Genomic DNA, 25,497 nt, shown 5'->3' with positions numbered 1-25,497 from the left:
GTGACCCGTTCGCGCCAGCGGATCCGCCACCGACCCCACCTGACGATCGCCAAGAGAGGATCATCGGTGCTCCGGTGACCGCGCACCTGCTCCCTGCCGAGGTACACGATCCACGAGCGCATCGTCTAGCCTACCCGCTGCATTACCACAGCGTGCAAGCCCTCCCGGGTCCTCACGACCTCGTCTGCTGCGAAAGCGGAGATTTCGGTGGGAAAACACCTCCGCTGTCTCATCCGTCACATCCACCCCACAGGACCGACAGCGTACGACCGTCCGCCGCGCCGTGCACGCCGGGGTCCGGCGGACGACGCCACGGCAGGGCCTAGCGTGAACGGGTGGACGACGACGAGCGGGTGATCCGGCGCCGGGTGGGCGACACCGAGGCACGGCGGGCCAACCGCGGCTGGTGGGACGCCGATGCCGACGACTACCAGGCCGAGCACGGTGCCTTCCTGGGCGAGGTGGACTTCCGCTGGTGCCCGGAGGGGCTGCGCGAGTCCGAGGCGCGGCTGCTCGGTGAGCTGGCCGGGCGACGGGTGCTGGAGGTCGGCTGCGGCGCGGCGTCCTGCGCCCGCTGGCTGGCCACCCAGGGGGCCGAGCCGGTCGCCTTCGACCTCTCCGCCGGCATGCTGCGGCACGCCACCCGCGCCGCCGGCACCAGCGGGGTACGCGTACCGCTGGTACAGGCCGACGCGCTGGCCCTGCCGTTCGCCGGGGCGTCGTTCGACATCGCCTGCACGGCGTTCGGGGCGATCCCGTTCGTCGCCGACTCGGCCGCCCTGATGGCCGAGGTGCACCGGGTGCTGCGCCCCGGCGGGCGCTGGGTCTTTTCGGTGACCCACCCGATGCGCTGGGTCTTCCTGGACGACCCCGGCGAGGGCGGGCTGACCGCCGTGCACTCGTACTTCGACCGCTCCCCCTACGTCGAGCAGGACGAGCGGGGGATGGCCAGCTACGTGGAACAGCACCGCACCCTCGGCGACCGGATCCGCGAACTGGTCGGCGCCGGCTTCCGCCTGGTCGACCTGGTGGAGCCGGAGTGGCCGGCCGGCCACCGGGAGACCTGGGGGCAGTGGAGCCCGCTGCGGGGGCGGCTCTTCCCCGGCACCGCCATCTTCGTCACCGAGAAGCCGGCCACCACCTGACCGGCCCGGCACCGGACCGACCGGGCGCGTTGTTTCGGGCCATGGCCGCCGGGTACCCGGCGGCCATGGCCGAGCAGCGGTTTCGACAGGGTGACCACGTCTCCTGGGCCAGCCACAGCGGTCGCGCCCACGGGGTGGTGCAGGAGGAGCTGACCGAACGCACGCACGTCCGGGGCCGCGCCGTGAACGCCGCGCCGGACGACCCGCAGTACCGCATCCGCAACGACGACTCGGGACGCGACGTCGCCCACCGGCCGGAGGCGTTGCGCCATGAGCCGAGCTGACGACCCGCAGCAGACCTACCGGGAGTTCACCGAGGCGGTGAACATGAAACCCGGGGAGCTGTCGTCCTGGTTGCAGACGCCCGAGTCCAAACAGGTCGGCTGGCACAAGGGTGGCCGGGCCGGCGGCGGTGAGTCGGTGGGGCACTCGTCGGGCCGACGCATCGTCGACCTGCTGCGCCGTAAGCGGGCCGAGTTGTCCGCCGCCGACTACCAGCACATGCGCAAGGTGATCGGCTACGTGCACCGGCACCTGGCGCAGCGACCGGCCGGCGACGTCCGGGACACCAAGTGGCGCTGGTCACTGATGAACTGGGGCCACGACCCGCTGCGCTGACCCGCCGGGTGGGGTCAGGCCGTCGCGGCGAAGTCGACGTCCTTCGTCCCGACCGTGCCCGCCGTGCGCCCCGGGGCCTTCTGGTGCGTCCAGTAGAGGTTGGTGTGCGCGACGACCTGCCCGGGCGGCGGCGCGCCCCACTGCGTGCGGTCCTGCGTGGTGTGGGCGTCGCCGACCAGCGTGGTGTCGTAGCCCCGCACGAACGCGCCGTGCAGGGTCGACCGGACGCACGCGTCGGTCTGCGCACCGACCACCACGAGCCGCCCGACGCGCAGCCCGGCCAGCACCGACTCCAGCCCGGTGTCCTCGAACGAGTCGCCGTAGAGCTTCTCGACGAGCGGCTCGGCGTCGGCCGGGACCAGCTCGGGGACGATCCGCCAGTCGTCCCCGCCCCGGACGAGCCGGGCGTCGGAGTGCTGCACCCAGACGACCGGCACCCCCTCCTGGCGGGCCCGCCCCACCAGGGCGGCCACGTTGGCGACCACGTCGTCACGCCGGTACGCCCCGGCGACGACCCCGTTCTGCACGTCGACGACGAGCAGGGCGGTGTGCGGCCGGTCGGTGAGTGTGCTCATGTCTCCCCTGGTCTGGCTGGTGCGGCGGTATGCGGAGGCTAGTGGTCGGCGCTGTTCCAGTCCCGCCCCGCGCCGACGGAGACCTCCAGCGGCACCGACAGCGGGTACGCCGCCCCCATCTCCTGCCGGACCAGCGTCTCCAACGCCTCCCGCTCGTCGGGGGCGACCTCGAAGACCAGTTCGTCGTGCACCTGGAGCAGCATCCGGGACCGCAGCCCGGCGTCGCGCAGCGCGGTGTCGACGCGCAGCATGGCGACCTTGATGATGTCGGCCGCCGAGCCCTGGATGGGGGCGTTGAGCGCCATCCGCTCGGCCATGTCCCGGCGCTGCCGGTTGTCGCTGACCAGGTCGGGCAGGTAGCGGCGGCGACCCAGGACGGTGGAGGTGTAGCCGTCCTGGCGGGCGCGGGCCACCACCTCGTGCAGGTAGTCGCGCACCCCGCCGAAGCCGGCGAAGTAGTTCTCCATCAGCCCCCGGGCCTCCTCGGCGGTGATGCCGAGCTGTTGGGACAGGCCGAAGGCGCTCAACCCGTACGCCAGGCCGTAGTTCATCGCCTTGATCTTGCGGCGCTGGTCGGGGGTGACCTCGCCGACCGGGACGGTGAAGACCGACGACGCGGTGGCGGCGTGGAAGTCGTGGCCGGAGTTGAACGCCTCGATCAGCGCCTCGTCCAGCGACAGGTGCGCCATGATCCGCATCTCGATCTGGCTGTAGTCGGCGGTGAGCAGGGTCTGGTAGCCGTCGCCCACCACGAAGGCCCGGCGGATGCGCCGGCCCTCCTCGGTGCGGATCGGGATGTTCTGCAGGTTGGGGTCGGTGGAGGAGAGCCGACCGGTGGCCGCCACGGTCTGCTTGAACGTGGTGTGGATGCGCCCGTCGTCGGCGACCGACTTGAGCAGGCCGTCGACGGTGGTCTTGAGCTTCGCCACGTCCCGGTGGCGCAGCAGGTGCTCCAGCACCGGATGCGGGTTCTGGGCGTAGAGCCACTGGAGCGCGTCGGCGTCGGTGGTGTACCCGGTCTTGATCTTCTTGGTCTTGGGCAGCCCCAACTCCCCGAAGAGCAGCTCCTGGAGCTGCTTGGGCGAGCCCAGGTTGAACTCCCGCCCCACCGAGGCGTACGCGCCCTGGGCGGCGGCCTTCACCTCGCCCGCGAAGTGCGCCTCCAACTCCTGGAGGTAGTCCAGGTCGGCGCCGATGCCGACGCGCTGCATCCCGGCGAGCACCTCGGACAGGGGCAGCTCCACCTCGGCCATCAGCCGGGCGGACTGCTCGCCGTCGCGGGACAGCTCGGCGTCGATCGCGTCGGCCAGGTCGAGGGTGGCGCGGGCCTGGAGCATCAGGTTCTGCTCGGCCTCGCCGTCGTCGCCGAGGCCGTCGAAGGCGAGCTGGCCGGTTTCCGGCGCGTCGACCCGCAGCTCGCGGTGCAGGTAACGCAGCGCCAGGTCGGTCAGGTCGTAGGAGCGCTGGTCGGGGCGGGCCAGGTAGGCGGCCAGCTCGGTGTCCCGGGCGACGCCGGCCAGGGACCAGCCCCGGCCGGCGAACGCCAACCGGGCGTGCTTGCTGTCGTGCAGCACCTTCGGCTGCGCCGGGTCGGCCAACCAGGCGGCCAGGGCCCGCTCGTCTGCCTCGGCCAGAGTGGTCGGGTCGAGCCACGCCGCCGGGCCGGAGGCCAGCGCGAGGGCCAGCGCGTCGAGCTGCGGCTCGTAGCGCTCGCGGGGGTTCGTCGGCTTGGCCGGGGTCTTCACCGCCACGCCGACCTGGGTGCCGGTGGGGACGTGCGCGGCCAGCCAGTCGACCAGCGCGCCGGGCGCGGTGAGCCGCTCGCCGGCCAGGTCGAAGCCGGCCTCGGCCTCCGGCTCCACCGCCTCCAGGTATTGATACAGCCGGTCGCGCAGGATGCGGAACTGGAGGGTGTCGAAGACCTGGTGCACGGCCTCGCGGTCCCAGCCCTGCCAGCGGGCGTCCTCGGGGCGGATCGGCAGCTCCAGGTCGGAGACCAGGCAGTTGATCTCGTAGTTGCGGATCACGTCGGCGAGCCGCTCGCGCAGGCTGTCGCCGGCCTTGCCCTTGATCTCGTCGGCGTGGGCGATCACGCCCTCGACCCCGCCGTAGGTGTTGATCCACTTGGCGGCCGTCTTCGGGCCGACGCCGGGGATGCCGGGCAGGTTGTCGCTGGTCTCGCCGACCAGGGCGGCCAGGTCGCGGTAGCGCTGCGGGCCGACGCCGTACTTGGCCTCGATCGCGGCCGGGTCCATCCGGGCCAGGTCGGAGACGCCCTTGCGCGGGTAGAGCACGGTGACGTCGTCGCCGACGAGCTGGAAGGCGTCCCGGTCGCCGGTGCTGATCAGCACCTGCATGCCCTGGTCGCGGGCCTGGCAGGCGAGGGTGGCGATGACGTCGTCGGCCTCGTAGCCCTCCCGCTCGACGACCGGGACGCGCAGCGCGTCGAGAACCTCCTTGACCAGGCTGACCTGGCCCTTGAAGTCGGCCGGGGTCTCGCTGCGGCCGGCCTTGTACTCCGCGTACTTCTCGGTGCGGAAGGAGCGGCGGGAGACGTCGAAGGCGACCACGATGTGGGTGGGCTGCTCGTCGCGGAGCACGTTGATCAGCATCGAGGTGAAGCCGTAGACCGCGTTGGTCGGCTGCCCGGTCGTGGTGGAGAAGTTCTCCACCGGCAGGGCGAAGAACGCCCGGTATGCCAGGGAATGTCCGTCGACGAGGAGCAGGCGCGGCGTCGTAGCTGTCACGGCAGCGACTCTAGTCCGTACCCCCGACAACCCCCGGCGGCGGCACGGCCGACGCCGGGGGTGGGCCGGAACTCAGAGCACCTTGGCGAGGAACGTCCTGGTCCGCTCGTGCCGCGGGTTGGCGATCACCTCGCGCGGGTCGCCGGACTCGACGACCACGCCGCCGTCCATGAAGACCAGCGTGTCGCCGACCTCCCGGGCGAAACCGATCTCGTGGGTCACCACGATCATGGTCATCCCGTCCCGGGCCAGGTCCTTCATCACGTCGAGGACCTCGCCGACCAGTTCCGGGTCGAGCGCGCTGGTCGGCTCGTCGAAGAGCATCAGCTTCGGTCGCATCGCCAGCGCGCGGGCGATCGCCACCCGCTGCTGCTGCCCGCCGGAGAGCTGACCCGGGTACGCGCCGAGCTTGTCGCCCAGCCCCACCCGCTCCAGCAGCTGCGCGGCCCGTTCCCGGGCCGCCGCCTTCTTCTCCCGGCCCAGCAGCACCGGGGCCTCGGTCACGTTGCCCAGCACCGTCATGTGCGGGAAGAGGTTGAACCGCTGGAACACCATGCCTATCGAACGGCGCTGCGCGGCCACCTCCTTCTCCCGCATCTCGTGCAGCCGGCCACCGCGTTCCCGGTAGCCGATCAGCTCGCCGTCCACCCGGATCGACCCGGCGTTGATCTTCTCCAGGTGGTTGATGCAGCGCAGGAAGGTCGACTTGCCGGAGCCGGACGGCCCCAGCAGGCAGCACACCTCGCCGGCACGGACCTCCAGGTCGATGCCCTTGAGCACCTCCAGCGACCCGAACGACTTGTGCACCTGCTCGGCCCGCACCATCAGCCCGGCACCGTCGGCCGGGGCACCGGCCCGTGACTCGGCGGCCGGCGCGCCCGGCTGGCCGGGAATCAGCTCACTCATGCCGGACCCACCGTCCCCGAATTGCCGCCGCCACCGGTCTCCGCCGCCATCCCGCGCAACCGCAGCCGGGCCCGGCCCGCCGGACCGTAGCCCTTGCCGAAGTGCCGCTCCAGGAAGTACTGCCCGACCAGCAGGATGCTGGTCAGGAAGAGGTACCACAGGCAGGCGGCGACGTACATCGGGAAGATCTGGAAGGTCCGCTTGCCGACCGCGTCGAGCTGGAAGAACAGCTCGACGCTCACCGGCACGTAGAGCAGCAGCGAGGTGTCCTTGAGCATCGCGATGGTCTCGTTGCCGGTCGGCGGGATGATCACCCGCATCGCCTGCGGCAGCACCACCCGGCGCAGCAGCTGACCCCGGCTCATGCCCAACGCCTGGGCCGCCTCGGTCTGCCCCTCGTCGACCGACTGGATGCCGGCCCGGACGATCTCGGCCATGTAGGCCGCCTCGGACAGCGCCAACCCGAGCAGGCCGGCCATGAACCCGGTGAGGATGTCCCGGGAGGAGAAACCGAACAGCCGCAGGTTGAGGTTGTCGATGCCGAAGAGCTGGCCGAGCTGGGTGTCGAACGGCACCCCGAACTCGATCCGGCTCCACAGGATGCCGATGTTGCCGAAGACCGCCAGCAGCACCAGCCGGGGCACCGCCCGGAAGAACCAGGTGTAGAGCCAGGCGACCCCGCGCAGGATCGGATTGTCCGACAGCCGCATCACCGCCACCACCACGCCCAGCGTGACGCCGATGAGCATCGCGCTCACCGTCATCAGCACCGTGCCGCGCAGCAGCCCCTCGATGATCGGCGGACGGAACATCTTGTCCACCATGAACGACCAGTTGAAGGCGTCGTTGGTGACCAGCAGGTGGACGAACATGGCGACCAGCACGGCCAGCACGGCGACCGCGACCCAGCGCCCCGGGTGCCGTACGGGCACGGCGCGGAGAGGCTCCGGCCGCGCCCGTACGGTGGAAGTGTCGTGGGAGTCCATGACCTGTTACGGGTTGATCGCGGGGTCCGTGATCGCGCCGTCCGCCACCTTCCACTTGTCCAGCACGGCCTTGTACGACCCGTCGGCGATCAGCGCCTTCGTCGCGTCCCGCACCGCCTCGGCGAACGCCGCCTGGTCCTTGCCGACCACGTAGCCGTACGGGGCCGCCTCGTACTGCTTGTCGAGCAGTTCCAGGGCGTCGTTGGACTGGGTCACCGCGTACACCCCGACCGGGTAGTCGGCGAGCATCGCGTCGTCCTTGCCGGAGACGACCGCGGCGGTCGCGGCGTCCTGGCCGGGGAACTGCTCGACGGTGATCGCCGGCTTGCCGGCGTCGGTGCAGGTCTTGGACCGCTTCTGGATGTCCTCGACCTGGACGGTGTCCTTCTGCACGGCGATCTTCTTGCCGCAGGCGTCGTCGATCTTGACGCCGGCCGGGTTGCCCTTCTTGGTCACCCACTGGGTGCCGACCTGGAAGTAGCTGACCATGTTGGCCTGCTGCTTGCGCTCGTCGTTGATGGTGAACGACGAGACACCGACCTCGTACTTGCCGGTGCTCACGCCGGAGATGATGTCGCCGAACGGGGCGGAGACGAACTCCGCCTTGAGGCCGAGCTTGGCCGCCACGGCGGTGAACAGCTCGACGTCGAAGCCGATCACCGTCTTGCCGTCGCTGTCGAGGAACTCCGCCGGGGCGTACGTCGAGTCGGTGCCCACGACGATCTTGCCGTCGGCCTTGATGGCCGCCGGGACCTTGTCGGCCAGCGAGGTGTCGGCCGACGCGCTGACCGAGGGGCCGCCGCCGGGCTGCTCGGTGCTCTCCTCCTCGCCACAGGCGGCGAGGGAGAGCAGCAGGGCGGTCGCGCCGGCGACGCCGAACGCCGCCCGCCGACCAGGGGTGAGGTGGAACATGGCAGTACTCCTTTGCGAGGGGGGCGACGGTCAGGCCACGCCGAGGTAGGCCTCTTTGACCGACGGGTCGTGCAGCAGCTCCGCGCCGGTGCCGCTCTTGACGATGCGACCGGTCTCCAGCACGTACGCCCGGTGCGCCCGGGCGAGCGCCTGCTGCGCGTTCTGCTCCACCAGCAGGATCGTGGTGCCCTGCTCGTTGATCTCGGTGATGATGGTGAAGATCTGCTGGATCAGCATCGGGGCCAGACCCATCGACGGCTCGTCGAGCAGCAGCAGCTTGGGCCGGCTCATCAGCGCCCGGCCGACGGCCAGCATCTGCTGCTCGCCACCGGAGAGGGTGCCGCCGGCCTGCTTGCGCCGCTCGGCCAGCCGGGGGAACAGCTCCAGCACCCGGTTGAGGTCCTGGGCGATACCGGCCCGGTCGCGCCGGGTGTAGGCGCCCATGTCGAGGTTCTCCAGCACGGTCATGCCGGGGAAGATGCCGCGACCCTCCGGGGCCTGGCACAGCCCCCGCCGGACCCGCAGGTCCGCCCGGAGCTTGGAGATGTCCTCGCCCTCGAAGCGGATCGCCCCGGAGGCGATCGGCCGGATGCCGGAGATCGCCCTCATGGTGGTGGACTTGCCGGCGCCGTTCGCGCCGATCAGGGCGACGATCTCGCCCTCGCCCACGGTCAGGCTGATCCCGTGCAGCGCCTGGATGCGCCCGTACAGCAGGCTGACGTCGTCAATCTCAAGCAGCATCGTCCGGTACCCCCAGGTACGCCGCGACCACCTTGGGGTTGTCCCGCACCTCGGCGGGCAGTCCCTCGGCGATCTTCTTCCCGAACTCCAGCACCACGATCCGGTCGGTGACGCCCATGACCAGGCGCATGTCGTGCTCGATCAGCAGCACGGTCACGCCGGTGTCGCGGATCTGCCGGATGAGCTGGAGCAGCTCCTCCTTCTCCGCCGGGTTGAAGCCGGCGGCCGGCTCGTCCAGGCAGAGCAGCACCGGGTCGGTGGCCAGGGCCCGGGCGATCTCCAGCCGGCGCTGCTCACCGTAGGAGAGGTTGCGGGCGAACTCGTGCATCCGGGGCCGGATGCCGACGAACTCCAGCAGCCGTTCGGCCTTCTCCCGGCCCTCGCGCTCCTCGCGCCAGTGCCGGGGCAGCCGGAACAGCGCCGAGACCACGCTGGTCTTGTGGTGCGCGTCGGCACCGACCTGCACGTTCTCCAGCGCGGTCATCTCCGGGAAGAGGCGGATGTTCTGGAACGTCCGCGCCATGCCCATCTTGGTGATCTGGTGCCGCTTCTTGCCGCTGATCTTCTCGCCGCGGAACCGGATCTGCCCCTCACTGGGCTGGTAGATGCCGGTCATCGCGTTGAAGCAGGTGGTCTTGCCGGCGCCGTTCGGCCCGATCAGGCCGAGGATCTCCCCCTTGTAGAGGGTGAAGTCGACGTCGTTGAGCGCCACCACGCCGCCGAAGCGCAGCGTGACGTGGTCGACCTCCAGCAGCGGTTCCCGCCCGGGGATCGTCTCGACGGCGGGCGCGCCCGCCTGGGCCGGTACGGCCGGGGTCTGTTCGGTGTCACTCACCGACGATCACCTCCTTGCGGCGGTCCTTGAACTCCGCCGCCCGTCGTCGGTTCGGGATGAGGCCCTGCGGCCGGAAGATCATCATCACCACGAGCACCAGGCCGAAGAAGAGGAACCGGTACTCGTACAGCTCCACGCCGAACAGCTCGATGCCACGGAACCGCTCGATCATGTACGCCACCAGGCCGCCGCCGACGATCGCGCCGACGATGTTGCCCGAGCCGCCGAGGATGACCGCGGCCAGGATGATGATCGAGTTGAGCAGCTCGAAGTTCTGCGAGTTGACGAAATTCTGCTTGCCGGCGAAGAGCGCACCGGCCAGGCCGGCGATCGCCGCGCCCGAGGCGAACGCCCAGAGCTTGAACTTGAACGTCGGCACACCCATCAGCTGGGCGGCGTCCTCGTCCTCCCGGATCGAGATCCAGGCCCGGCCGACCCGGCTGTGGGTCAGGTTCCGTACCCCGATCACCACCAGGATGATCAGCGTGAGCACCAGCCAGTAGTACGGGCGGGCGTCGAGCACCCCGAAGAACGGCTTGCCGTCGGCGTACTTGCCGGGCGGGTGCGGGATCTGGTTGAAGCCCCGCTGGCCCTTGAGGAAGTCGGAGCTGACCGCCGCGATCCGGATCATCTCGGCGAAGCCGAGCGTCACCAGCGCCAGGTAGTCACCGCGCAGCCGCAGGGTCGGGGTGCCGAGCATGACGCCGGAGACCATGGTGAGGGCGATCGCGATCGGCACCACCAGCAGCCACGGCCAGAGCGTCTTGAGGTTGCTGCTCGGCGAGGTCAACACCGCCACGGTGTACGCGCCGACGGCGAAGAAGCCGAAGTAGCCGAGGTCGAGCAGGCCGGCGAAGCCGACCACGATGTTCAACCCGACCGCCAGCAACACGTAGATCGAGACGGTGAACAGCACCTGGGTGAAGTTGGAGCCGGTGGTCGGGATCGGCCCCAGGTACTGGTAGAACTCCTTGTTGGGCAGCGCGTAGAAGAACGCGATCAGCGCCACCAGCGCCGCCCAGCGCACCCAGCGCGGGGCGTCGTGCCACCGCTGCGCGATGGCCTCGCGGCCCTGCCGCAGCCGTGTCCCGATCCCCTGCTGCTGCTCCGGGGTCGGCGGATTAACCGTCGTCGTCATGCCCGTGCCCTTCCCAGCGATTCGCCCAGCAGACCGGTCGGCCGGAACATCAGCAGCACCACCAGCACGGCGAAGGCGGCGAAGTCCTTCCACTCGCTGCCGAACAGCCCCGAGGCGTAGTTCTCCACCACGCCCAGGAGGAGGCCGCCGACCAGGGCACCCCGCAGGTTGCCGATGCCGCCGAGCACCGCGGCGGTGAACGCCTTGAGGCCGAGCAGGAAGCCGACGCTGTAGGTCAGGCTCTGGATCCGCACGTCGTAGAGCAGGCCGGCGACGCCGGCCATGGTGCCACCGGCGATGAAGACCATCAGGATGATCCGGTCCTTGTTCACGCCCATCAGCGCGGCGGTGTTGGCGTCCTGGGCGACCGCCCGGATGCCCCGGCCGACCCGGCTGCGGTTGATGAACTGGTCCAGCGCGACCATCATCACCAGCGCGGCGCCGAGGGTGAGCAACTGCACCCCGTCGATCGGCACCCCGAAGATGTGGAACAGCGGCTTCTGGCTGATCAGGATCGGTGCGCCCTCGGGCCGCCGACGGGTCCAGATGCCGAACGCCTCCGAGATCGCGATCGACGCGCCGATCGCGGTGATCAGGAAGGCCAGCGGCGGCGCGTTGCGCTTGCGCAGCGGCCGGTACGCCACCCGCTCGATCACGGTCGCCGTGCCGGCCGACGCGATGGCCGCGACGATCATCGCGACGAGCAGGTAGAACAGGATGGAGCCGACCCCGCTGACCTGGGAGTCCTGGTCGAGGCCGAAGCCGTTCCAGGTCCAGATGGCGGCGAACGCGCCGGCGATGAAGACCTCGGAGTGGGCGAAGTTGATGAGTCTGAGTACGCCGTAGACCAGCGTGTAGCCGAGCGCGACCAGGGCGTAGATCGCACCCTGTGTCAGGCCGGTCGTGGTGAGTTCCCCGAAGTTGGAGAACAGTCCGTCGAAGTTCACGGGAGGGCCGCTCCGTCAGGTGTGGAGAAAGAGAAGGTGCGGCCGGGAGCGAGCTCCCGGCCGCACCCGCGATCTGTCGTCAATCGCTCTCGGCGACCGTGGTCAGGACTTCGGGATCTCCTGGTCGGGAACGACCTTGCCGCCCTGCACCTTGAACGCCCAGACCACGACCTGAGCCGGGTCCAGCTCGCCACCCTCGACGAACTTGTACTTGGAGGCGACACCCTCGCCGTCGTAGTTCTTCACGAACTCCAGCAGGTCGGCACGGGTGGTCTTCTTGGCCTTGATGCCGGCGAGCAGGATGTTCGCGGCGTCGTAGGCGGTGTCGCTGTAGGTGCCCGGGTCGGCCCCGTTGAGCGCCTTGAACTCCTCGACGAACGTGCCGCGGGCCTCGGCGGCCGGCGCGCACGGGCAGGTGAGGATGGTGCCCTCGGCGGCGGCGGCACCGGCGGTGGTGATGTACGCCGGGTCGTTGGAGCCGTCGCCGACGATCATCGGAGCGGTGACCCCGGCAGCGGTGAGCTGCTTGCGGATCAGGCCGGCCTCCTGGTAGTAGCCGCCGAAGAAGACGGCCTTGACACCGGCGGCCTTGGCCTTGGTCACCACGCCGGAGAACTCGGTCTGCTTGCCCTCGCCCTGGACCTTGTCCGAGCCGACGACCGCGCTGCCGAGGACCTTCTTGACCTCGTCGGCCAGGCCCGCGCCGTAGGCGGACTGGTCGTCGATGACGTAGACCTTGTCGGCCTTGAGCACGTTCTTGATGTAGGTGCCGGCCGCGGGGCCCTGGCTCAGGTCGTTGCCGACCGCCCGGAAGAAGGTCTTCCAGCCCTGCTGGGCGAGGCTGGGACGGGTGGCGGAGGGGGTGATGGTGACCAGGCCGGCCTCGTTGAACAGCGGGCCGGCGGCCTCGGACTCACCCGAGTAGGCCGGGCCGACGATGCCCAGGAGCTTGGCGTCGTCGATGGCCTTCTGGGCCAGACCGGGCGCCTGGTCCGGGCTGCCCTGCGAGTCCAGCTCGGCCAGCTCGACCTTGCAGTCGGCGTTTTCCTTGTTGTACTTCTCGACGGCGAGCTTGACGCCGTTCTTCTCGTTGATGCCCAGCGCCGCCGAGCTGCCGGTCAGCGCGCCGAAGAACGCGATCTTGCTACCGCAGCCGTCCCCACCGGACGCCTCGTCGTCGCTGCCGCTGGAGCAAGCGGTGCCGCCGGCGACGAGCGCCAGCATGGCGACTCCACCGATCACGCGTGCGAGCTTCTGCCTCAAGGCCGGAACCCTCCTCCGTCGCATGGTCCGAACCACCCGCTGCCTATTGGCCCTTGCGGGGGCGGACGAACCAGACCGTCGTCGCCGGTCTGGGCCGGGACGTTATCCCACCGGGAAGCTGCGACGTAAGCCCCAGCAAGCGGGGTTGATCGAACCGTTACACGCCGTGGCGGATTCGAAACGATCGCTGTAAGAACCGTCGGTTCTGAGAGAGTTTCACTTTCTGTTCGAAGGCGTGGGACACCGCCGGCCACCGCCCCCGCCTATAGCCACTCAAACCCGCCCCCACCAGGCGTGGGAGGCTCTGCCGTCGTCGGCCAGCAGGAGCAGTCGATCATCGCCGCCGGCCACCGCCAGGGCGGTGTCGCCGCCATCGACCACCGTCAGCGGCACCCGGACGGAGCGCCACGACACCCCACCGTCCGTCGACATCCACACCGCGCGACCGGCACCGTCCCCGGTCACCGCCACCAGCGCCCCACCCACCACGGCCAGCCCCACCACCGACAGCACGCCCGGACCGGCCGCCCCGAACCCGCCGACCCGCCGCCACCGCGCCCCGTTGTCGGCCCGCCAGACGGCGAAACCGTCGGAAACCGCCCCCACCGCCACCGGTACGCCGTCGCGCAGCACCACCCGCTCCGCCCGCCCCCGACCGTCCTTCACCGGCAGCTCCGCCCGCCGCCACGAACGCCCGTCGACCGAGGTCCAGGCCATCGGCCGCAGCGCCGCGCCGCCCGCCGGCAGCAGCGACCCGACCACCAGCCAACCCGCCGGCAGGGCCACCGCGTCGGACGCCGCCGTCCGCCCCCGGGCGTCGCCGGCCAGCTCCGGCAGCCCCTCGGCCAGGGTGAACCCGCCCGCGTCCGGCGACGTCCAGACCGCCGCGCCGTCCACCCGGGCGCCCGCGATCAACCAGCCCCCGGCACCGGCCGCCAACCGGGCCACGCTGACCGCGCGGGGGCCGCCGAACAGCTCGAACGCCGCCGGCACCTCCCGCAACGGGCCGTCACCGGCGCGGACCCAGGTCCCGGTACGCGGATTGCCGTGCACCCCACCGTTCTTGGCACCCAGCGCCGCCACCCGACCCCCGGCGCAGGCCGCCGCGTAGAGGACGTGCTGCCGGCCGTAGAACGTGCTGGCCGCGACCGGCACCGGCACCCAGGTGGAACCGTCCGCGCTGGACCAGGCCGCCGGGCGGCTCCCACCGGCGGCGTCGACGACCCCGCCGACCAGGAACCGCACCCCGGCGCAGGAGACCGCGTCACGCAGCACCAGCCGTCCGGCCGGACCGGGCGGCACGGGCAGGGTCGCCTCCTGCCAGGCCGGCTCGACCGACGCCGACCGGCCGCCTCCCGGGTCGACCCGGTCACCTCCGGAACGGTCGCAGGCGGCGACCAGCAGGACGAGCAGAGCGCACACCACGAGCACCCGCCGGGCAGACATGCGTCGATGTTAGGCAGCGGGACCCCGCCGTGGGGGGCCACGTCGGCCGCCCCGACGGACGCCCTGCCCGACCCGTAACCGCCGACCCGCCGGGCGGGGGCCCACCGGCCGGGGTCGAGGACGGACCGGTCAGCCGAGGTGTCACCGCCGGTCAGAGCCGGAACGATCCGACCGTCGGGGTGGATTCCTCCGCCGGTCCGGAGGGGTACGCGTGCCGACCGGACGGGTCCCGCCGCCGATCGGGGAGGAAAGACGGACCGATCGACGGCCGGTCAGGAGGTGGGCTGCTCGGCGATCTCGCCACCGGCGGTCTCGGCGAGGATACGCTCGGCGACCTCCTTCATGGTCATCCGGTGGTCCATGGCGGTGCGCTGGATCCACTTGAACGCCTGCGGCTCGGTCATCCCGTACGTCGTCATCAGCGCGCCCTTGGCGCGTTCGACCGTCTTGCGGATCTCCAGCCGGTCGGTGAGGCCGGCCACCTCGGACTCCAGGGCGGCGATCTCGGAGTAGCGGGAGAGGGCGATCTCCACCGCCGGCACCAGGTCGCTCTTCTGGAACGGCTTGACCAGGTAGGCCATCGCACCGGCGGCCCGCGCCCGCTCCACCAGGTCACGCTGGCTGAACGCGGTCAGGATGATCACCGGGGCGATCCGGGCACCGGCGATCCGCTCGGCGGCGGCCAGCCCGTCCATGATCGGCATCTTGATGTCGAGGATGACGAGATCGGGCTTCAGCTCCTCGGCCAGCCGGACGGCGGTCTCGCCGTCACCGGCCTCGCCGACGACCTCGTAACCCTCCTCGACCAGCATCTCGGCCAGGTCCAGTCGGATGAGCGCCTCGTCCTCGGCGATCAGCACCCGCCTGCGCTCGGCATCCGTCTGCGTCTCGGCCACCAGCCCTACCCCCACCATCGATCCCACACGGCTACCACCCATGCTCCCGCATGAGCCTAGTCGGGTACAGTGAGCCACGCGCCCCTCGGGGTGACGCCGGGGTGGTGGAACGGCATACACGGAAGTCTCAAACACTTCTGCCCGAAAGGGCTTGCGGGTTCGAATCCCGCTCCCGGCACCGAAACACTCGACTACCGCCCCTACTGCGGGGCATTCGACCCGTCGGAGCGGCCGGCCCCTCATTCCGCCGCGAGCGCGCGGGCCAGGTCGGCCCACAGGTCCTCGGGGTCCTCCAGGCCGACCGAGATCCGCAGCAGCCCGTCGCCCGGTTTCGCCTCCCCGGCCACCGGCCGGTGGGTCAGCGAGGCCGGGTGCTGGATCAGGGTGTCCACCCCGCCCAGCGACACCGCGTGGGTGATCAGCCGGCAGGCCCCGGCGACCCGGGCGGCGGCCGGCGCGCCACCGCGTACGTCGAAGGCGAGCAGGCTTCCGGTGCCGGCGAGTTGCCGGCCGACCAGCCCGGCCGGGTCGTGCACCGAGGGGTGGTGGACCCGCACGACGGCCGGGTGCCCGGCGAGCCGCAGGGCGAGTTTCTCCGCGCCGGCCTGCTGCGCGCGGACCCGCAGCGGCAGCGTCTGGAGGCCCCGGTGCAGCAGGTACGCGCCGAGCGGGTGCAGCACCGCGCCGGTGACCGCGCGCACCTGGCGCAACCGGGCGGCCCAGTCGTCGTCGCAGGCCACCACGCCGGCGAGCACGTCGCCGTGTCCGCCGATGCTCTTGGTGGCGCTGTGCAGGACGAGCGCGGCGCCGTGCCGGGCCGGCTGCTGGAGCACGGGGGTGGCGACGGTGTTGTCGACCAGCAGCGGGACGTCACCGGCGGCGGTGGCCAGCGCGGCGATGTCGACCAGGTCGAGGGTGGGGTTGGCCGGGGTCTCCACGACGACCAGGCCGGTGTCGACCCGTACGGCGTCGGTCACCTCGTCGGGGCGGGCCCAGCTGACCTCGGTGCCGAGCAGGCCGGTGGCGAGCACGTGGTCGGTGCCCCCGTAGAGGGGGCGGACGGCGACGACGTGCCGGCGGCCGTCCCGGGTGGCCGCGAGCAGGGACGCGGTGAGCGCCGCCATGCCGCTGGCGAAGGCCACCGCCGCCGGGGTGCCTTCGAGGGTGGCCAGCGCGGTCTCGAAGCGGGCCACGGTGGGATTCCACAGCCGCTGGTAGACGGCGCTGTCGCCGGGCGCGCGGGTGCCGCCGGTGGCGAGCAGTTCGTAGGCCGTGCCGCCGGCCTCGACCGACGGCAGCGGGTTGGTGGTGGACAGGTCGATCGGCGGTACGTGCACCCCGAGGGCCGCGAGGTCCTCCCGGCCGGCGTGCACGGCCCGGGTGTCCACGGACGTGTCGTCGAGGGTCGCCCCGACGCTGGAGTCAGGGTTCATGCCGTAGCCGCCGTCATACCGGCAGCTTCGAACATCAGCACGACGGAGGGCAACACCTTCGAACGATATTCTGGAAGGGCGGCTTTTCCTGTGCTCGGATTCACGGAAGGATGCGGGGATGCCCTCCGCACCGAACGATGTACGGCCCTTCGCCACCCTGGACGACGTCGACCGCGCGATCCTGGCCGAGCTGGCCGCCGACGGCCGGCTGCCGAACAACGCCCTCGCCGAACGGGTGGGGGTGGCCCCGTCGACCTGCCTGACCCGTACCCGGGCGCTGCGGGACTGCGGGGCGATCCGGGGGTTCCACGCCGAGGTGGACCCGGCGGCGGTGGGGCTGCCGTTGCAGGCGCTGGTGTCGGTCCGGCTGACCGCGCACGAGCGGGCCGCGGTGGACGCCTTCCGGGCCCGGTCGGTCCGGCTGCCCGGGGTGGTGTCGGTGTTCCACGTGGCGGGCGCGGAGGACTACGTGCTGCACGTGCGGGCGGCGTCGGGTGACGCGCTGCGCGACTTCGTCCTGGACCAGTTGGCGGTGGATCCGGCGGTGCAGCACACCCAGACCAGCCTGATCTTCGAGCAGGCCCGCGGCCGGGGCTGACGCCCGTCGCAAGTTCCTCGCAAGGACAGCGATGATGCGGTATCCGGAGAGCCCGGACAGCGCGACGTCACTGATGTTGCGGTATCCGCACGGCGGGCCGGGCCCGTAGGAACAAATCCGGCGTGGGGTGGGTTGGGACCAGGCGTGATCGACGTACCGTTGTCTGTTCTTGATCTTGCTCCGGTCGCCGCCGGGGCCACCGCCTCCGAGGCGCTCGGGCACACCACCGAGCTGGCCCGCCGGACCGAGGAACTGGGCTACCGCCGGTTCTGGGTGGCCGAGCACCACAACATGCCGGCGATCGCCAGCTCCGCACCGGCGGTGCTGCTCGCCCACCTGGCGGCGCACACCACCACGATCCGGCTGGGCTCGGGCGGGGTGATGCTGCCCAACCACGCGCCGCTGGTGGTCGCCGAACAGTTCGGCACCCTGGAGGCGCTGCACCCGGGCCGGATCGACCTGGGCATCGGCCGGGCCCCCGGCACCGACCAGCGGACCGCGCTGGCCCTGCGGCGCACCATGGAGGGGCTGTCGGCGGAGGGCTTCCCCCGGGAGCTGGCCGACCTGATGAACTACTTCAGCGGCGACGATCCGGGCGCGATCACCGCCAGCCCGGGGCTGGGCCAGTCCCCCGCCGTCTGGCTGCTCGGCTCCAGCGGGTTCAGCGCCCAGCTCGCCGGGCTGCTGGGGTTGCCGTTCTCGTTCGCGCACCACTTCAGCTCCCAGCACACCCTGCCCGCGCTCCAGCTCTACCGGCAGAGTTTCCGGCCGTCGCGCTGGCTGGCCGAGCCGTACGCGATGGTGGCGGTGAACGTGGTCTGCGCCGACACCGACGAGCGGGCCGAGTGGCTGTCCGGGCCGGCCGGGTTGTCGTTCCTCAAGCTGCGCTCGGGGCGGCCGGAGCCGCTGGCCAGCCCCGACGACGCCGCCCGGTACCCGTACACCGAGCTGGAGCGGGAGTTCGTGCGGCAGCGCCGCGACGGTCAGGCGATGGGTTCGCCGGAGACGGTCCGTCGGCAGCTCACCGAGCTGCTGGCCCGCACCGGCGCGAACGAGCTGATGCTCACCACCATGGTGTACGACGTGGCCGACCGGGTGCGCTCGTTCGAGCTGGTGGCCGGGAAGGTGGTCGGCGGGCTGTCCCGGGGCGTCTGAAACACGCTCTTCATAGCCACGTCACCCCACCGTTGCGGACGACCTCTAACTTTATTACCGGTGGTGGTACGGCACTCCCGGTCGGGACGGGTCGGGGGTGCTGCGGTGTGGTGCACCGGGTCGCCAGCTGAGCGGATTCCGCGGCTGGCGACCCGGTGCCTGCTTGTGTGGGCCCGGTCAGCGCCGGGCCCACACCGTCAGCGCAGGTAGATGTTGGGCGTGGGCGGGGTGGACATGCCGTCACCGATGAAGAAGCCCGGGTGCGGCGGCTGGTTGTAGGCGGTGTTCTGCCAGGCGACCGCCACGCGGTACTGGGCATCGTGCATCAGCGTGTAGATCCGGGTGCTGGTCGGCGTGGGCGTGCTGTAGATCCGCAGCGCCCGGCTGTCGCTGGTGCGCCAGATCACCTCCTCGCGCCAGTCGCCGAGGATGTCGCCGGACAGCGCCGGGGTCGACTTGGTGCCGTTGTTGGAGGCCACGTCGCTGCCGGTGAGCAGCCGGGTCTCACCGCCGGTGCCGTACTTGTCGATCTTGGTGGCGTCGAGCAGCTCACGCACCGGGTCGCCGTCCCACCAGGCGAGGAAGTTCGCCGACGACGGCTTGCGGCCGATGTTCTGCCCCCGGGTGTTGGCCAGCCCGTCGACCGCCGACGACCACGACTCGGCACCGGGGCTGCCGGCCCAGATGTCGGCCGAGACGCCCCGGCCGTTGTCGCCGTTGGCCCCGGTGGACCAGAGGATCTGGCCGGTACGCGCGTCGGCGAACCAGGAGCTGGGCTTGCTGCCGTCCTCGTCGACCTTGAAGATCTCCAGGCCGGAGCGGCTCGGGTCCAGGTCACCGACGTGCAGGGCGTCGCCGTGACCGTTGTTGGTGGAGTAGAGCAGCCGGCCGTTGTCGTCGATGGTGGCCGCGCCGTAGACGATCTCCTGGCGGCCGTCGGCGTCGACGTCGGCGACGGAGAGCTGGTGGTTGCCCTGGCCGGCGGCGGCGGAGTTGCCGGAGGCGTTGGAGTCGAACGTCCACCGCTTGGTCAGCGCGCCGTTGCGGAAGTCCCAGGCGGCGATGACCGCCCGGGTGTAGTAGCCACGCGCCATGATCAGGGACGGTCGCTGCCCGTCCAGGTAGGCCGTGCCGGCGAGGAACCGGTCGACCCGGTTGCCGTACGAGTCGCCCCAGGAGGAGACGGTGCCGCGCGGCGGGTCGTAGTTGACGGTGGAGGCGATCGCGCCGGTCTGACCGTTGAACATGGTCAGGTACTCCGGGCCGGACAGCACGTAGCCGCTGGAGTTGCGGTAGTCCGCCGACGACGAGCCGATCAGCTGGCCGGTGCCGGAGCGGGTGCCGTCGGCGGTCTTCATGGCCACCTCGGCCTTGCCGTCGCCGTCGTAGTCGTACACCTGGAACTGGGTGTAGTGGGCACCCGCCCGGATGTTGCGGCCCAGGTCGATGCGCCACAACCGGCTGCCGGTCAGGGTGTACGCGTCGACGTAGACGTTGCCGGTGTAGCCGGACTGGCTGTTGTCCTTGGCGTTGGACGGGTCCCACTTGAGGACGATCTCGTAGTCGCCGTCGCCGTCGAGGTCACCGACACTGGCGTCGTTGGCCGAGTAGCTGTACGCCTCCCCGGCCGGGGTGGTGCCGCCGGCCGGCGGCTGGATCGGCACGTCCAGGTAGCCGTTGGCGAACTGGAGGGCGGGCGCGGACGCCGCCTGCTCGGCACCGTTCACCACGGCCCGCACGGTGTACGCCGAGCCGGCCGCCGCCCCGCTGTCGAGGTAGTTGGTGGCACCGGTGATCGGCGAGGCGTTGACCCTGGTGGAGCCCCGGTAGAGGTTGAACGACACCCCGGAGGTCTCGGTGCCGAGCAGCCGCCAGGAGACCAGGTTCCCGCTGCCGGAGCGGACGCTGATCAGCCCCCGGTCGAGATCCTCCAGCTGCTTGGCCCCGGCCGGCGGGTTGGTCGGCGGGGGCGTGGTCGGCGGCGGTGTCGTCGGAGGTGGTGTGGTCGGGGGCGCGGTGGTGGGCGGTGCCGTGGTCGGCGGCGCGGTCGTCGGGGGCGCGGTCGTCGGCGCGGTGCCGCCGGTGCAGGTCGTGCCGTTGAGGGCGAAGCTGGCCGGCGTCGGGTTGCTGGCGTTGTTCCACGACGCGTTGAAGCCGAAGTTCGCGGTGCCGTTGGTGCCCAGCGCCGCGTTGTAACCGGCGTCCTTGGCGCTGACCTGCGCCCCGGACTGGGTGACCGTGGCGTTCCACGCCTGGGTGACCTGCTGGCCGGCGGTGTAGGACCAGGTCAACGTCCAGCCGTTGATCGGGTCGCCGAGGTTGGTGACGAGGACGTCGGCGCCGAAGCCGCCGCCCCACTGGCTACTGATCGTGTAGTCGACCCGGCAGCCGGCGGCGGCGGCCGAGGCCGCCACGGCGGTGAGGGCACCGGCGGTGAGGGTGGTGGCCGCGGCGGCGGCGAGCAACGCGGCGCGACGACGGGTGGGGCTCAGGTGCACGGAAACGCCTTTCGCGGAGGTCAGCGCACGGTGGCGACGCCGGCCTGCCCGGACCGGCGGGATGACGCCGCGCTGACGGTGGTGACGGACGCCTTTGCATCGACATCCATAGTTCGACTCCGCGCAGTCGGATCGTAGGACAACGCTTTCCGCCCGCACAAGCCGTACCCGCTCTTGCTCCCGACCCGCCCACCTGATCGACTCGGCGGATGGCTGAGCACATGGACCCCGAGGAGTTCCGCCGCGCCGGGTACGCGGTGGTCGACTGGGTCGCCGACTACTGGCGGACGCTGGACCGACGCCCGGTCACCCCACCGGACCCGCCCGGCACGGTCACCGCCGCCCTGCCGACCGGCCCGCCCGCGCACGGCGAGCCGGTGGCGGCGATGCTGGCCGACCTCGACGCGATCATCGCGCCCCGGGTCACCCACTGGCAGCACCCCGGCTTCTTCGGCTACTTCCCGGCCAACACCAGCGGCCCCAGCGTGCTGGCCGACCTGGTCAGCTCGGGCCTCGGCAGCCAGGGCATGCTCTGGGCCACCAACCCGGCCGGCACCGAACTGGAGACGGTCGTGCTGGACTGGCTGGCCGACCTGATGGACCTGCCCGCGCGCTGGCGTTCCACCGGCACCGGCGGCGGCGTCATCCAGGACTCGGCCTCCTCGGCGACCCTGGTCGCCACCCTGGCCGCGCTGCACCGGGCCAGCGGCGGCCGGTGGCGGGAGGTCGGCGTCGACCGCCGCTACCGGGCGTACACCTCGGTGCACGGGCACTCCTCGATCGAGAAGGCGGCCCGCATCGCCGGCCTCGGCGAGCAGGGCGTCCGGACCATCGACGTGGACCCGAAGACCCAGGCGATGCGCCCGGCGGCGCTGCGCGCGGCGATCGAGGCGGACCTGGCCGTCGGCGAGGTGCCGGCCATCGTGGTGGCGACCATCGGGACCACCTCCACCACCGCCGTCGACCCGCTGCCGGAGATCGGCGCGATCTGCGCGCGGTACGGCGTGTGGCTGCACGTCGACGCCGCGTACGCCGGGGCGGCGGCGGTCTGCCCCGAGTTGCGCTGGACGCACGCCGGGGTGGAGCACGCCGACTCGTACTGCTTCGACCCGCACAAGTGGCTGCTCACCGGCTTCGACTGCGACGCCTTCTGGGTGGCCGACCGGGGCGAGCTGATCGAGGCGCTGACCGTGATGCCGGAGTTCCTGCGCAACGCCGCCAGCGAATCCGGTGCGGTGATCGACTACCGGGACTGGCAGGTCCCGCTGGGCCGCCGGTTCCGGGCGCTGAAACTCTGGTTCGTCCTGCGCTGGTACGGCGTCGAGGGGCTCCGCGCGCACCTGCGCGCAGGGATCGCCCTGGCCGACCGGTTCGCCGACCGGGTCCGCGCCGACGACCGGTTCGCCCTCGCCGCCCCGCACCCGTTCTCCCTGGTCACGTTCCGGCTGCGGGCCGGTGACGAGGCCAGCGCGGCGCTGCTGGCCCGGGTCAACGACAGCGGACAGGTGTACCTGACCCACACCCGGGTCAACGGCCGGTACACCCTGCGGCTGGCCGTCGGCTCGCCGCTGACCGGGCCGGAGCACGTGGACCGGGCCTGGGCGCTGCTGTCGGCGGCGGCGACGGACCTCCTCGCCGGGGCCACCCCGGTGGGTGGGCCTGCCCCGGGCGGCGCGTTCCCCGGGTGACCGTCGCCGCCCCGGCCCGGGGCGGGCGGTGCTGACGACGGTCGCTGCGGCGGGGGGACACCGGGTGGCGTACCCCCGTCGGTGTCAGCGCTCGACGACGGCCAGCCGGTCGTCGGCCCCGGCCGGGTCGGTGCCGGCCGGCGCCGCGACGGCCGGAGCCGTGGTGTCCGCCGACTGTGGCCCGACGGCGGGAGCATCGGCGGTGGTGGCGGCGTCGACGATGGCGCGGGCGCGGCGGGTGCGGCGCAACGCGCGGACGGCGAAGGTCAGGGCGACCACCCAGCCCACGGCGAGCAGCACGTAGACCACCGGGCGGACGGTCGAGCCGGCGTCACCGGCGTTGAGCAGGGTGCGGGCGTTGGTCAACACGATCACCCCGCCGATGGTCGCGCCCAGCAGTTGGGCGGGGACGATCCGCACCAGCCAGGCGGCCACCGGCGCGGCGATCAGGCCACCGACCAGCAGCGCCGCCACGGTCGGCAGCAGGAAGCCCTCACTGCCCAGGCCGATCAGGAAGCCGATGCTGGCCGCCCCGGCCACCACGAACTCGGCGGTGTCCACCGAGCCGATCACCTTGCGGGGTTCCATCCGACCGGACACCAGCAACGCCGGGGTGGCCACCGGGCCCCAGCCCCCGCCGCCGGTGGCGTCGACGAAGCCGGCGACCAGACCCAGCGGGCCGAGGAACCGGCCGCGCAGCCGCCCGGCACCGGAGCGCTGACGCAGCGGGCGGGAGAAGCGCACCAGCAGGTAGGCCCCGAGGGTGAACAGGATGCCGGCCATCCACGGGGCGGCGCTCTCGGTGGAGATGGCGCTGAGGAAGGTGGCCCCGACGAACGCGCCGACCGCGCCGGGCAGGGCGATCCGGGTCACCACCCGCCAGTCGACGTTGCCGAACCGCCAGTGGGCGACACCGGCGGCGAGCGTGGTGCCGATCTCGGCGAGGTGCACCGACGCCGAGGCGGCGGCCGGGGCGACCCCGACGAAGAGCAGCAGGGTCGACGAGGTCAGCCCGTACGCCATGCCGAGCGCGCCGTCGACGAGCTGTGCGGCCAGCCCGACCAGAGCGAGGATCAGAAGCTTGCGCACGAGCCCTCCGAACTTTTCGGCATCTCCTATCGACTTGGTCGAGAATGCGGCACGGACGCTCCCCGGTCAACCCCCAGATCGGTGGGTGGGACGGGGTCGGCGGAGCGGGACACGCCGGTCGGAACCCCGCGCGCCAGGTCGTCCGGGGTGCGGCGGGGCGACGCGGCCCGAGGGGGTGTCAGCTCCAGGCGCGGGGATCGGCGGCCAGCTCGTTGATCCGGCCCGGCAGCACCCCGGCCGCCACGTCGGCGATGGTGACCTGCTCCAGGATCTCCCGCTCGCTGGCCCGCAACGCGATCCAGACCTCCTGCAACGCGCGGGCCGCGCCGTGGTAGCCGAGCTGCTCGGGACGCTGCCCCCGGACGTGGGCCAGCGGCCCGTCGATCACCCGGATCACCTCGGCGAGGGAGATCTCCGCCGCCGGCCGGGCCAGCCAGTAGCCGCCCTCCGGGCCCCGCTGGGCGTGCACGATGCCGCCCCGGCGCAACTGGAGCAGGATGCTCTCCAGGAACTTCGGCGGAATGTCCTGCGACCTGGCGATCTGCTCGGCGGTGACCGGACGGGACCGGCCGGCGTCCGCGCCGTCGGCGACCGACGCGAGTTCGGCCGCCGCACGCAGTGCGTAGTCGACCCGGGCGGAGAGGCGCATGGCCGCAAGGTTAGTCGCCGGCCCCGCCGGCCGGACCGCCACCCTCCACCGAACGGCCAGGGTGGGCTGTCCCGGTGGCGCGGGCATGGCACCATACCCGTGTCGCCGGCAGGGTCGCCGGTGGCGGATACCAGCGCACCGGAGCACAGGCCGATAGGGGCAGCGACAGCGATGCCGGACGTGACGCCGCTGAACCCGCGCGACCCGCGCCAGGCCGGGCCGTACGAGCTGATCGGTCGGCTCGGCGCGGGCGGTCAGGGCGTGGTCTACCTGGGCCGCGACGAACAGGGCCGGTGGGTCGCGGTCAAGGTCATCAACGTGGACCTGCACCAGCATCCCCGGGCGAAGGCCCAGTTCGTCAAGGAGATCGCCGCCGCCCGCCGGGTCGCGCCGTTCTGCACCGCGCAGATCCTCTTCGCCGACGTGGACGGCGACCTGCCCTACGTGGTCAGCGAGTTCATCGAGGGCGTCACCCTGCAACGGCACGTCCGTGAGCAGGGCCCGGTCGCCGGCAACGCGCTGCACCGGCTGGCCGTGGGCACCGCCACCGCGCTCGCCGCGATCCACCAGTCCGACGTGGTGCACTGCGACCTGAAGCCGGACAACGTGATCCTCGCCGCGGACGGCCCCCGGGTGATCGACTTCGGGATCGCCCGGGCGCTGGACGTCACCGAGACGATGACCAGCCGGATCATGGGCACCGCCACCTACATGGCCCCGGAACGGTTCCGCGACGACGAGGTCGGGCCGGCCAGCGACGTGTTCGCCTGGGCGGGGACGATCGCCTTCGCGGCGGGCGGGCAGCCGCCGTTCGGCACCGGCCCGGTCGCCGCGGTGATGCACCGGGTCCTGCACGACCCGCCGGACCTGACCGGGCTCACCGGCCCGCTGGCCACCCTGATCGGGCAGTGCCTCGACAAGGACCACCGGGCCCGGCCGACCGCCCAGGAGGTGCTGCTGCGGCTGCTCGGGCGGGACGCCCACCCGAGCGGCGAGGTACCGTTGCAGACCGTGCTGCGGGCCGGCACCGACGCCGCGGCCACCCGGCACGTCCCGCGTACCGTGGCCACCACCCCGCCGGTCGTCGCGGCGGCCGACCCGTGGCCGACGACGGCGGCGGCGGTGGACCCCTGGCCGACCGCCGGGGTGGCGGAAGCCTGGCCGGGCACCTCGACCGTCCCCCCGGCCCCGCAGGTGACCGGGGACCCGGTGCCGACGCCGTGGCCCACCAC

General features: G+C 72.0%; 23 protein-coding genes and 1 tRNA gene. 8 read left to right on the top strand and 16 right to left on the bottom strand.

The features are described from left to right. Positions 1 to 335: 335 nt before the first annotated feature. The 3 genes from H1A17_RS16435 (at position 336) to H1A17_RS16425 (ending at position 1,763) form a co-directional block, all read left to right on the top strand. On the top strand, positions 336 to 1,145 hold the full coding sequence (locus H1A17_RS16435; protein WP_145920903.1) for a class I SAM-dependent methyltransferase: 810 nt from the start codon (positions 336 to 338) through the stop codon (positions 1,143 to 1,145). 65 nt (positions 1,146 to 1,210) lie between these two features. Then, a complete protein-coding gene (locus tag H1A17_RS16430; protein ID WP_145922950.1) occupies positions 1,211 to 1,429 on the top strand; it encodes a DUF2945 domain-containing protein in 219 nt (72 codons plus the stop codon). Continuing rightward, entirely contained in the window at positions 1,416 to 1,763 is a 348-nt protein-coding gene (locus H1A17_RS16425) for a DUF3140 domain-containing protein (protein WP_088643123.1), read from the top strand. Before H1A17_RS16430 ends, H1A17_RS16425 begins: the two co-directional genes overlap by 14 nt. A 14-nt stretch (positions 1,764 to 1,777) precedes the next feature. Here the strand turns inward: H1A17_RS16425 and H1A17_RS16420 are convergent, their stop codons facing one another. The 12 genes from H1A17_RS16420 to H1A17_RS16365 all read right to left on the bottom strand — a co-directional run bounded on the left by H1A17_RS16420 (position 1,778) and on the right by H1A17_RS16365 (position 15,155). Beyond that, positions 1,778 to 2,338, bottom strand: a complete 561-nt coding sequence (locus tag H1A17_RS16420; RefSeq protein WP_145920904.1) for an isochorismatase family protein — start codon at positions 2,336 to 2,338, stop codon at positions 1,778 to 1,780. 38 nt (positions 2,339 to 2,376) lie between these two features. Continuing rightward, entirely contained in the window at positions 2,377 to 5,085 is a 2,709-nt protein-coding gene (polA, locus tag H1A17_RS16415; RefSeq protein ID WP_145920905.1) for a DNA polymerase I, read from the bottom strand. A 72-nt stretch (positions 5,086 to 5,157) separates the two neighbouring features. Further along, on the bottom strand, positions 5,158 to 5,910 hold the full coding sequence (locus tag H1A17_RS16410) for an amino acid ABC transporter ATP-binding protein (protein WP_194822273.1): 753 nt from the start codon (positions 5,908 to 5,910) through the stop codon (positions 5,158 to 5,160). 77 nt (positions 5,911 to 5,987) lie between these two features. Next, positions 5,988 to 6,977, bottom strand: a complete 990-nt coding sequence (locus H1A17_RS16405; protein WP_145920907.1) for an amino acid ABC transporter permease — start codon at positions 6,975 to 6,977, stop codon at positions 5,988 to 5,990. A 6-nt stretch (positions 6,978 to 6,983) separates the two neighbouring features. After that, on the bottom strand, positions 6,984 to 7,889 hold the full coding sequence (locus H1A17_RS16400; protein WP_145920908.1) for an ABC transporter substrate-binding protein: 906 nt from the start codon (positions 7,887 to 7,889) through the stop codon (positions 6,984 to 6,986). A 30-nt stretch (positions 7,890 to 7,919) separates the two neighbouring features. Further along, positions 7,920 to 8,630, bottom strand: coding sequence for an ABC transporter ATP-binding protein (locus H1A17_RS16395; protein ID WP_145920909.1), 711 nt, complete (start codon positions 8,628 to 8,630; stop codon positions 7,920 to 7,922). Continuing rightward, on the bottom strand, positions 8,620 to 9,465 hold the full coding sequence (locus H1A17_RS16390) for an ABC transporter ATP-binding protein (RefSeq protein WP_145920910.1): 846 nt from the start codon (positions 9,463 to 9,465) through the stop codon (positions 8,620 to 8,622). The genes H1A17_RS16395 and H1A17_RS16390 overlap by 11 nt, the downstream gene beginning before the upstream one ends. Continuing rightward, positions 9,458 to 10,603, bottom strand: a complete 1,146-nt coding sequence (locus H1A17_RS16385; RefSeq protein WP_145920911.1) for a branched-chain amino acid ABC transporter permease — start codon at positions 10,601 to 10,603, stop codon at positions 9,458 to 9,460. Before H1A17_RS16385 ends, H1A17_RS16390 begins: the two co-directional genes overlap by 8 nt. Continuing rightward, positions 10,600 to 11,550, bottom strand: a complete 951-nt coding sequence (locus H1A17_RS16380) for a branched-chain amino acid ABC transporter permease (RefSeq protein WP_145920912.1) — start codon at positions 11,548 to 11,550, stop codon at positions 10,600 to 10,602. The genes H1A17_RS16385 and H1A17_RS16380 overlap by 4 nt, the downstream gene beginning before the upstream one ends. A 102-nt stretch (positions 11,551 to 11,652) precedes the next feature. After that, complete coding sequence (locus H1A17_RS16375; RefSeq protein ID WP_145920913.1) at positions 11,653 to 12,813, bottom strand: branched-chain amino acid ABC transporter substrate-binding protein; 1,161 nt, start codon at positions 12,811 to 12,813, stop codon at positions 11,653 to 11,655. A gap of 273 nt (positions 12,814 to 13,086) precedes the next feature. Further along, the gene (locus tag H1A17_RS16370; protein ID WP_194822263.1) at positions 13,087 to 14,259 is read right to left on the bottom strand and encodes a hypothetical protein; all 1,173 of its coding nucleotides are present in this window, start codon (positions 14,257 to 14,259) and stop codon (positions 13,087 to 13,089) included. Between the two features lie 272 nt (positions 14,260 to 14,531). After that, a complete protein-coding gene (locus tag H1A17_RS16365) occupies positions 14,532 to 15,155 on the bottom strand; it encodes an ANTAR domain-containing response regulator (protein WP_088643111.1) in 624 nt (207 codons plus the stop codon). A 95-nt stretch (positions 15,156 to 15,250) separates the two neighbouring features. Here H1A17_RS16365 and H1A17_RS16360 point away from each other — a divergent pair. After that, a tRNA-Leu gene (locus H1A17_RS16360) sits at positions 15,251 to 15,333 on the top strand. Between the two features lie 61 nt (positions 15,334 to 15,394). Here the strand turns inward: H1A17_RS16360 and H1A17_RS16355 are convergent. Further along, positions 15,395 to 16,588 carry a PLP-dependent aspartate aminotransferase family protein gene (locus H1A17_RS16355; RefSeq protein ID WP_194822262.1) on the bottom strand — a complete coding sequence of 398 codons (1,194 nt, stop codon included), beginning with the start codon at positions 16,586 to 16,588 and terminating at the stop codon, positions 15,395 to 15,397. A 118-nt stretch (positions 16,589 to 16,706) separates the two neighbouring features. On the opposite strand from H1A17_RS16355, the gene H1A17_RS16350 reads away from it, so the two are divergent. Both H1A17_RS16350 and H1A17_RS16345 read left to right on the top strand, forming a co-directional pair. Beyond that, on the top strand, positions 16,707 to 17,186 hold the full coding sequence (locus H1A17_RS16350) for an Lrp/AsnC family transcriptional regulator (protein ID WP_145920916.1): 480 nt from the start codon (positions 16,707 to 16,709) through the stop codon (positions 17,184 to 17,186). A gap of 144 nt (positions 17,187 to 17,330) precedes the next feature. Beyond that, positions 17,331 to 18,341 carry an LLM class flavin-dependent oxidoreductase gene (locus H1A17_RS16345; protein ID WP_194822261.1) on the top strand — a complete coding sequence of 337 codons (1,011 nt, stop codon included), beginning with the start codon at positions 17,331 to 17,333 and terminating at the stop codon, positions 18,339 to 18,341. Positions 18,342 to 18,538: 197 nt separating this feature from the next. On the opposite strand, the gene H1A17_RS16340 is transcribed toward H1A17_RS16345, so the two are convergent. Further along, the gene (locus H1A17_RS16340) at positions 18,539 to 20,839 is read right to left on the bottom strand and encodes a cellulose binding domain-containing protein (RefSeq protein WP_145920918.1); all 2,301 of its coding nucleotides are present in this window, start codon (positions 20,837 to 20,839) and stop codon (positions 18,539 to 18,541) included. Positions 20,840 to 21,048: 209 nt separating this feature from the next. Between H1A17_RS16340 and H1A17_RS16335 the strand changes: the two genes are divergently transcribed. After that, on the top strand, positions 21,049 to 22,527 hold the full coding sequence (locus H1A17_RS16335; protein ID WP_228543657.1) for a pyridoxal-dependent decarboxylase: 1,479 nt from the start codon (positions 21,049 to 21,051) through the stop codon (positions 22,525 to 22,527). A gap of 84 nt (positions 22,528 to 22,611) precedes the next feature. On the opposite strand, the gene H1A17_RS16330 is transcribed toward H1A17_RS16335, so the two are convergent. Together H1A17_RS16330 and H1A17_RS16325 are read right to left on the bottom strand one after the other, a co-directional pair. Then, complete coding sequence (locus tag H1A17_RS16330; protein ID WP_194822260.1) at positions 22,612 to 23,616, bottom strand: sulfite exporter TauE/SafE family protein; 1,005 nt, start codon at positions 23,614 to 23,616, stop codon at positions 22,612 to 22,614. Positions 23,617 to 23,794: 178 nt separating this feature from the next. Continuing rightward, positions 23,795 to 24,265 (bottom strand): Rrf2 family transcriptional regulator, encoded by a 471-nt coding sequence (locus tag H1A17_RS16325; protein WP_194822259.1) that lies wholly within the window; start codon positions 24,263 to 24,265, stop codon positions 23,795 to 23,797. A 171-nt stretch (positions 24,266 to 24,436) separates the two neighbouring features. Between H1A17_RS16325 and H1A17_RS16320 the strand changes: the two genes are divergently transcribed. Further along, on the top strand, positions 24,437 to 25,497 hold a 1,061-nt coding region (locus tag H1A17_RS16320), incomplete at its 3' end, for a serine/threonine-protein kinase (protein ID WP_194822258.1).

The organism is Micromonospora sp. S-DT3-3-22 (genome assembly GCF_015354745.1).
In the GTDB taxonomy this organism is placed as follows: domain Bacteria; phylum Actinomycetota; class Actinomycetes; order Mycobacteriales; family Micromonosporaceae; genus Micromonospora; species Micromonospora wenchangensis.
The sequence above is the reverse complement of the archived record's forward strand: the minus strand, read 5'-3'. Positions and strand labels throughout refer to the sequence as shown.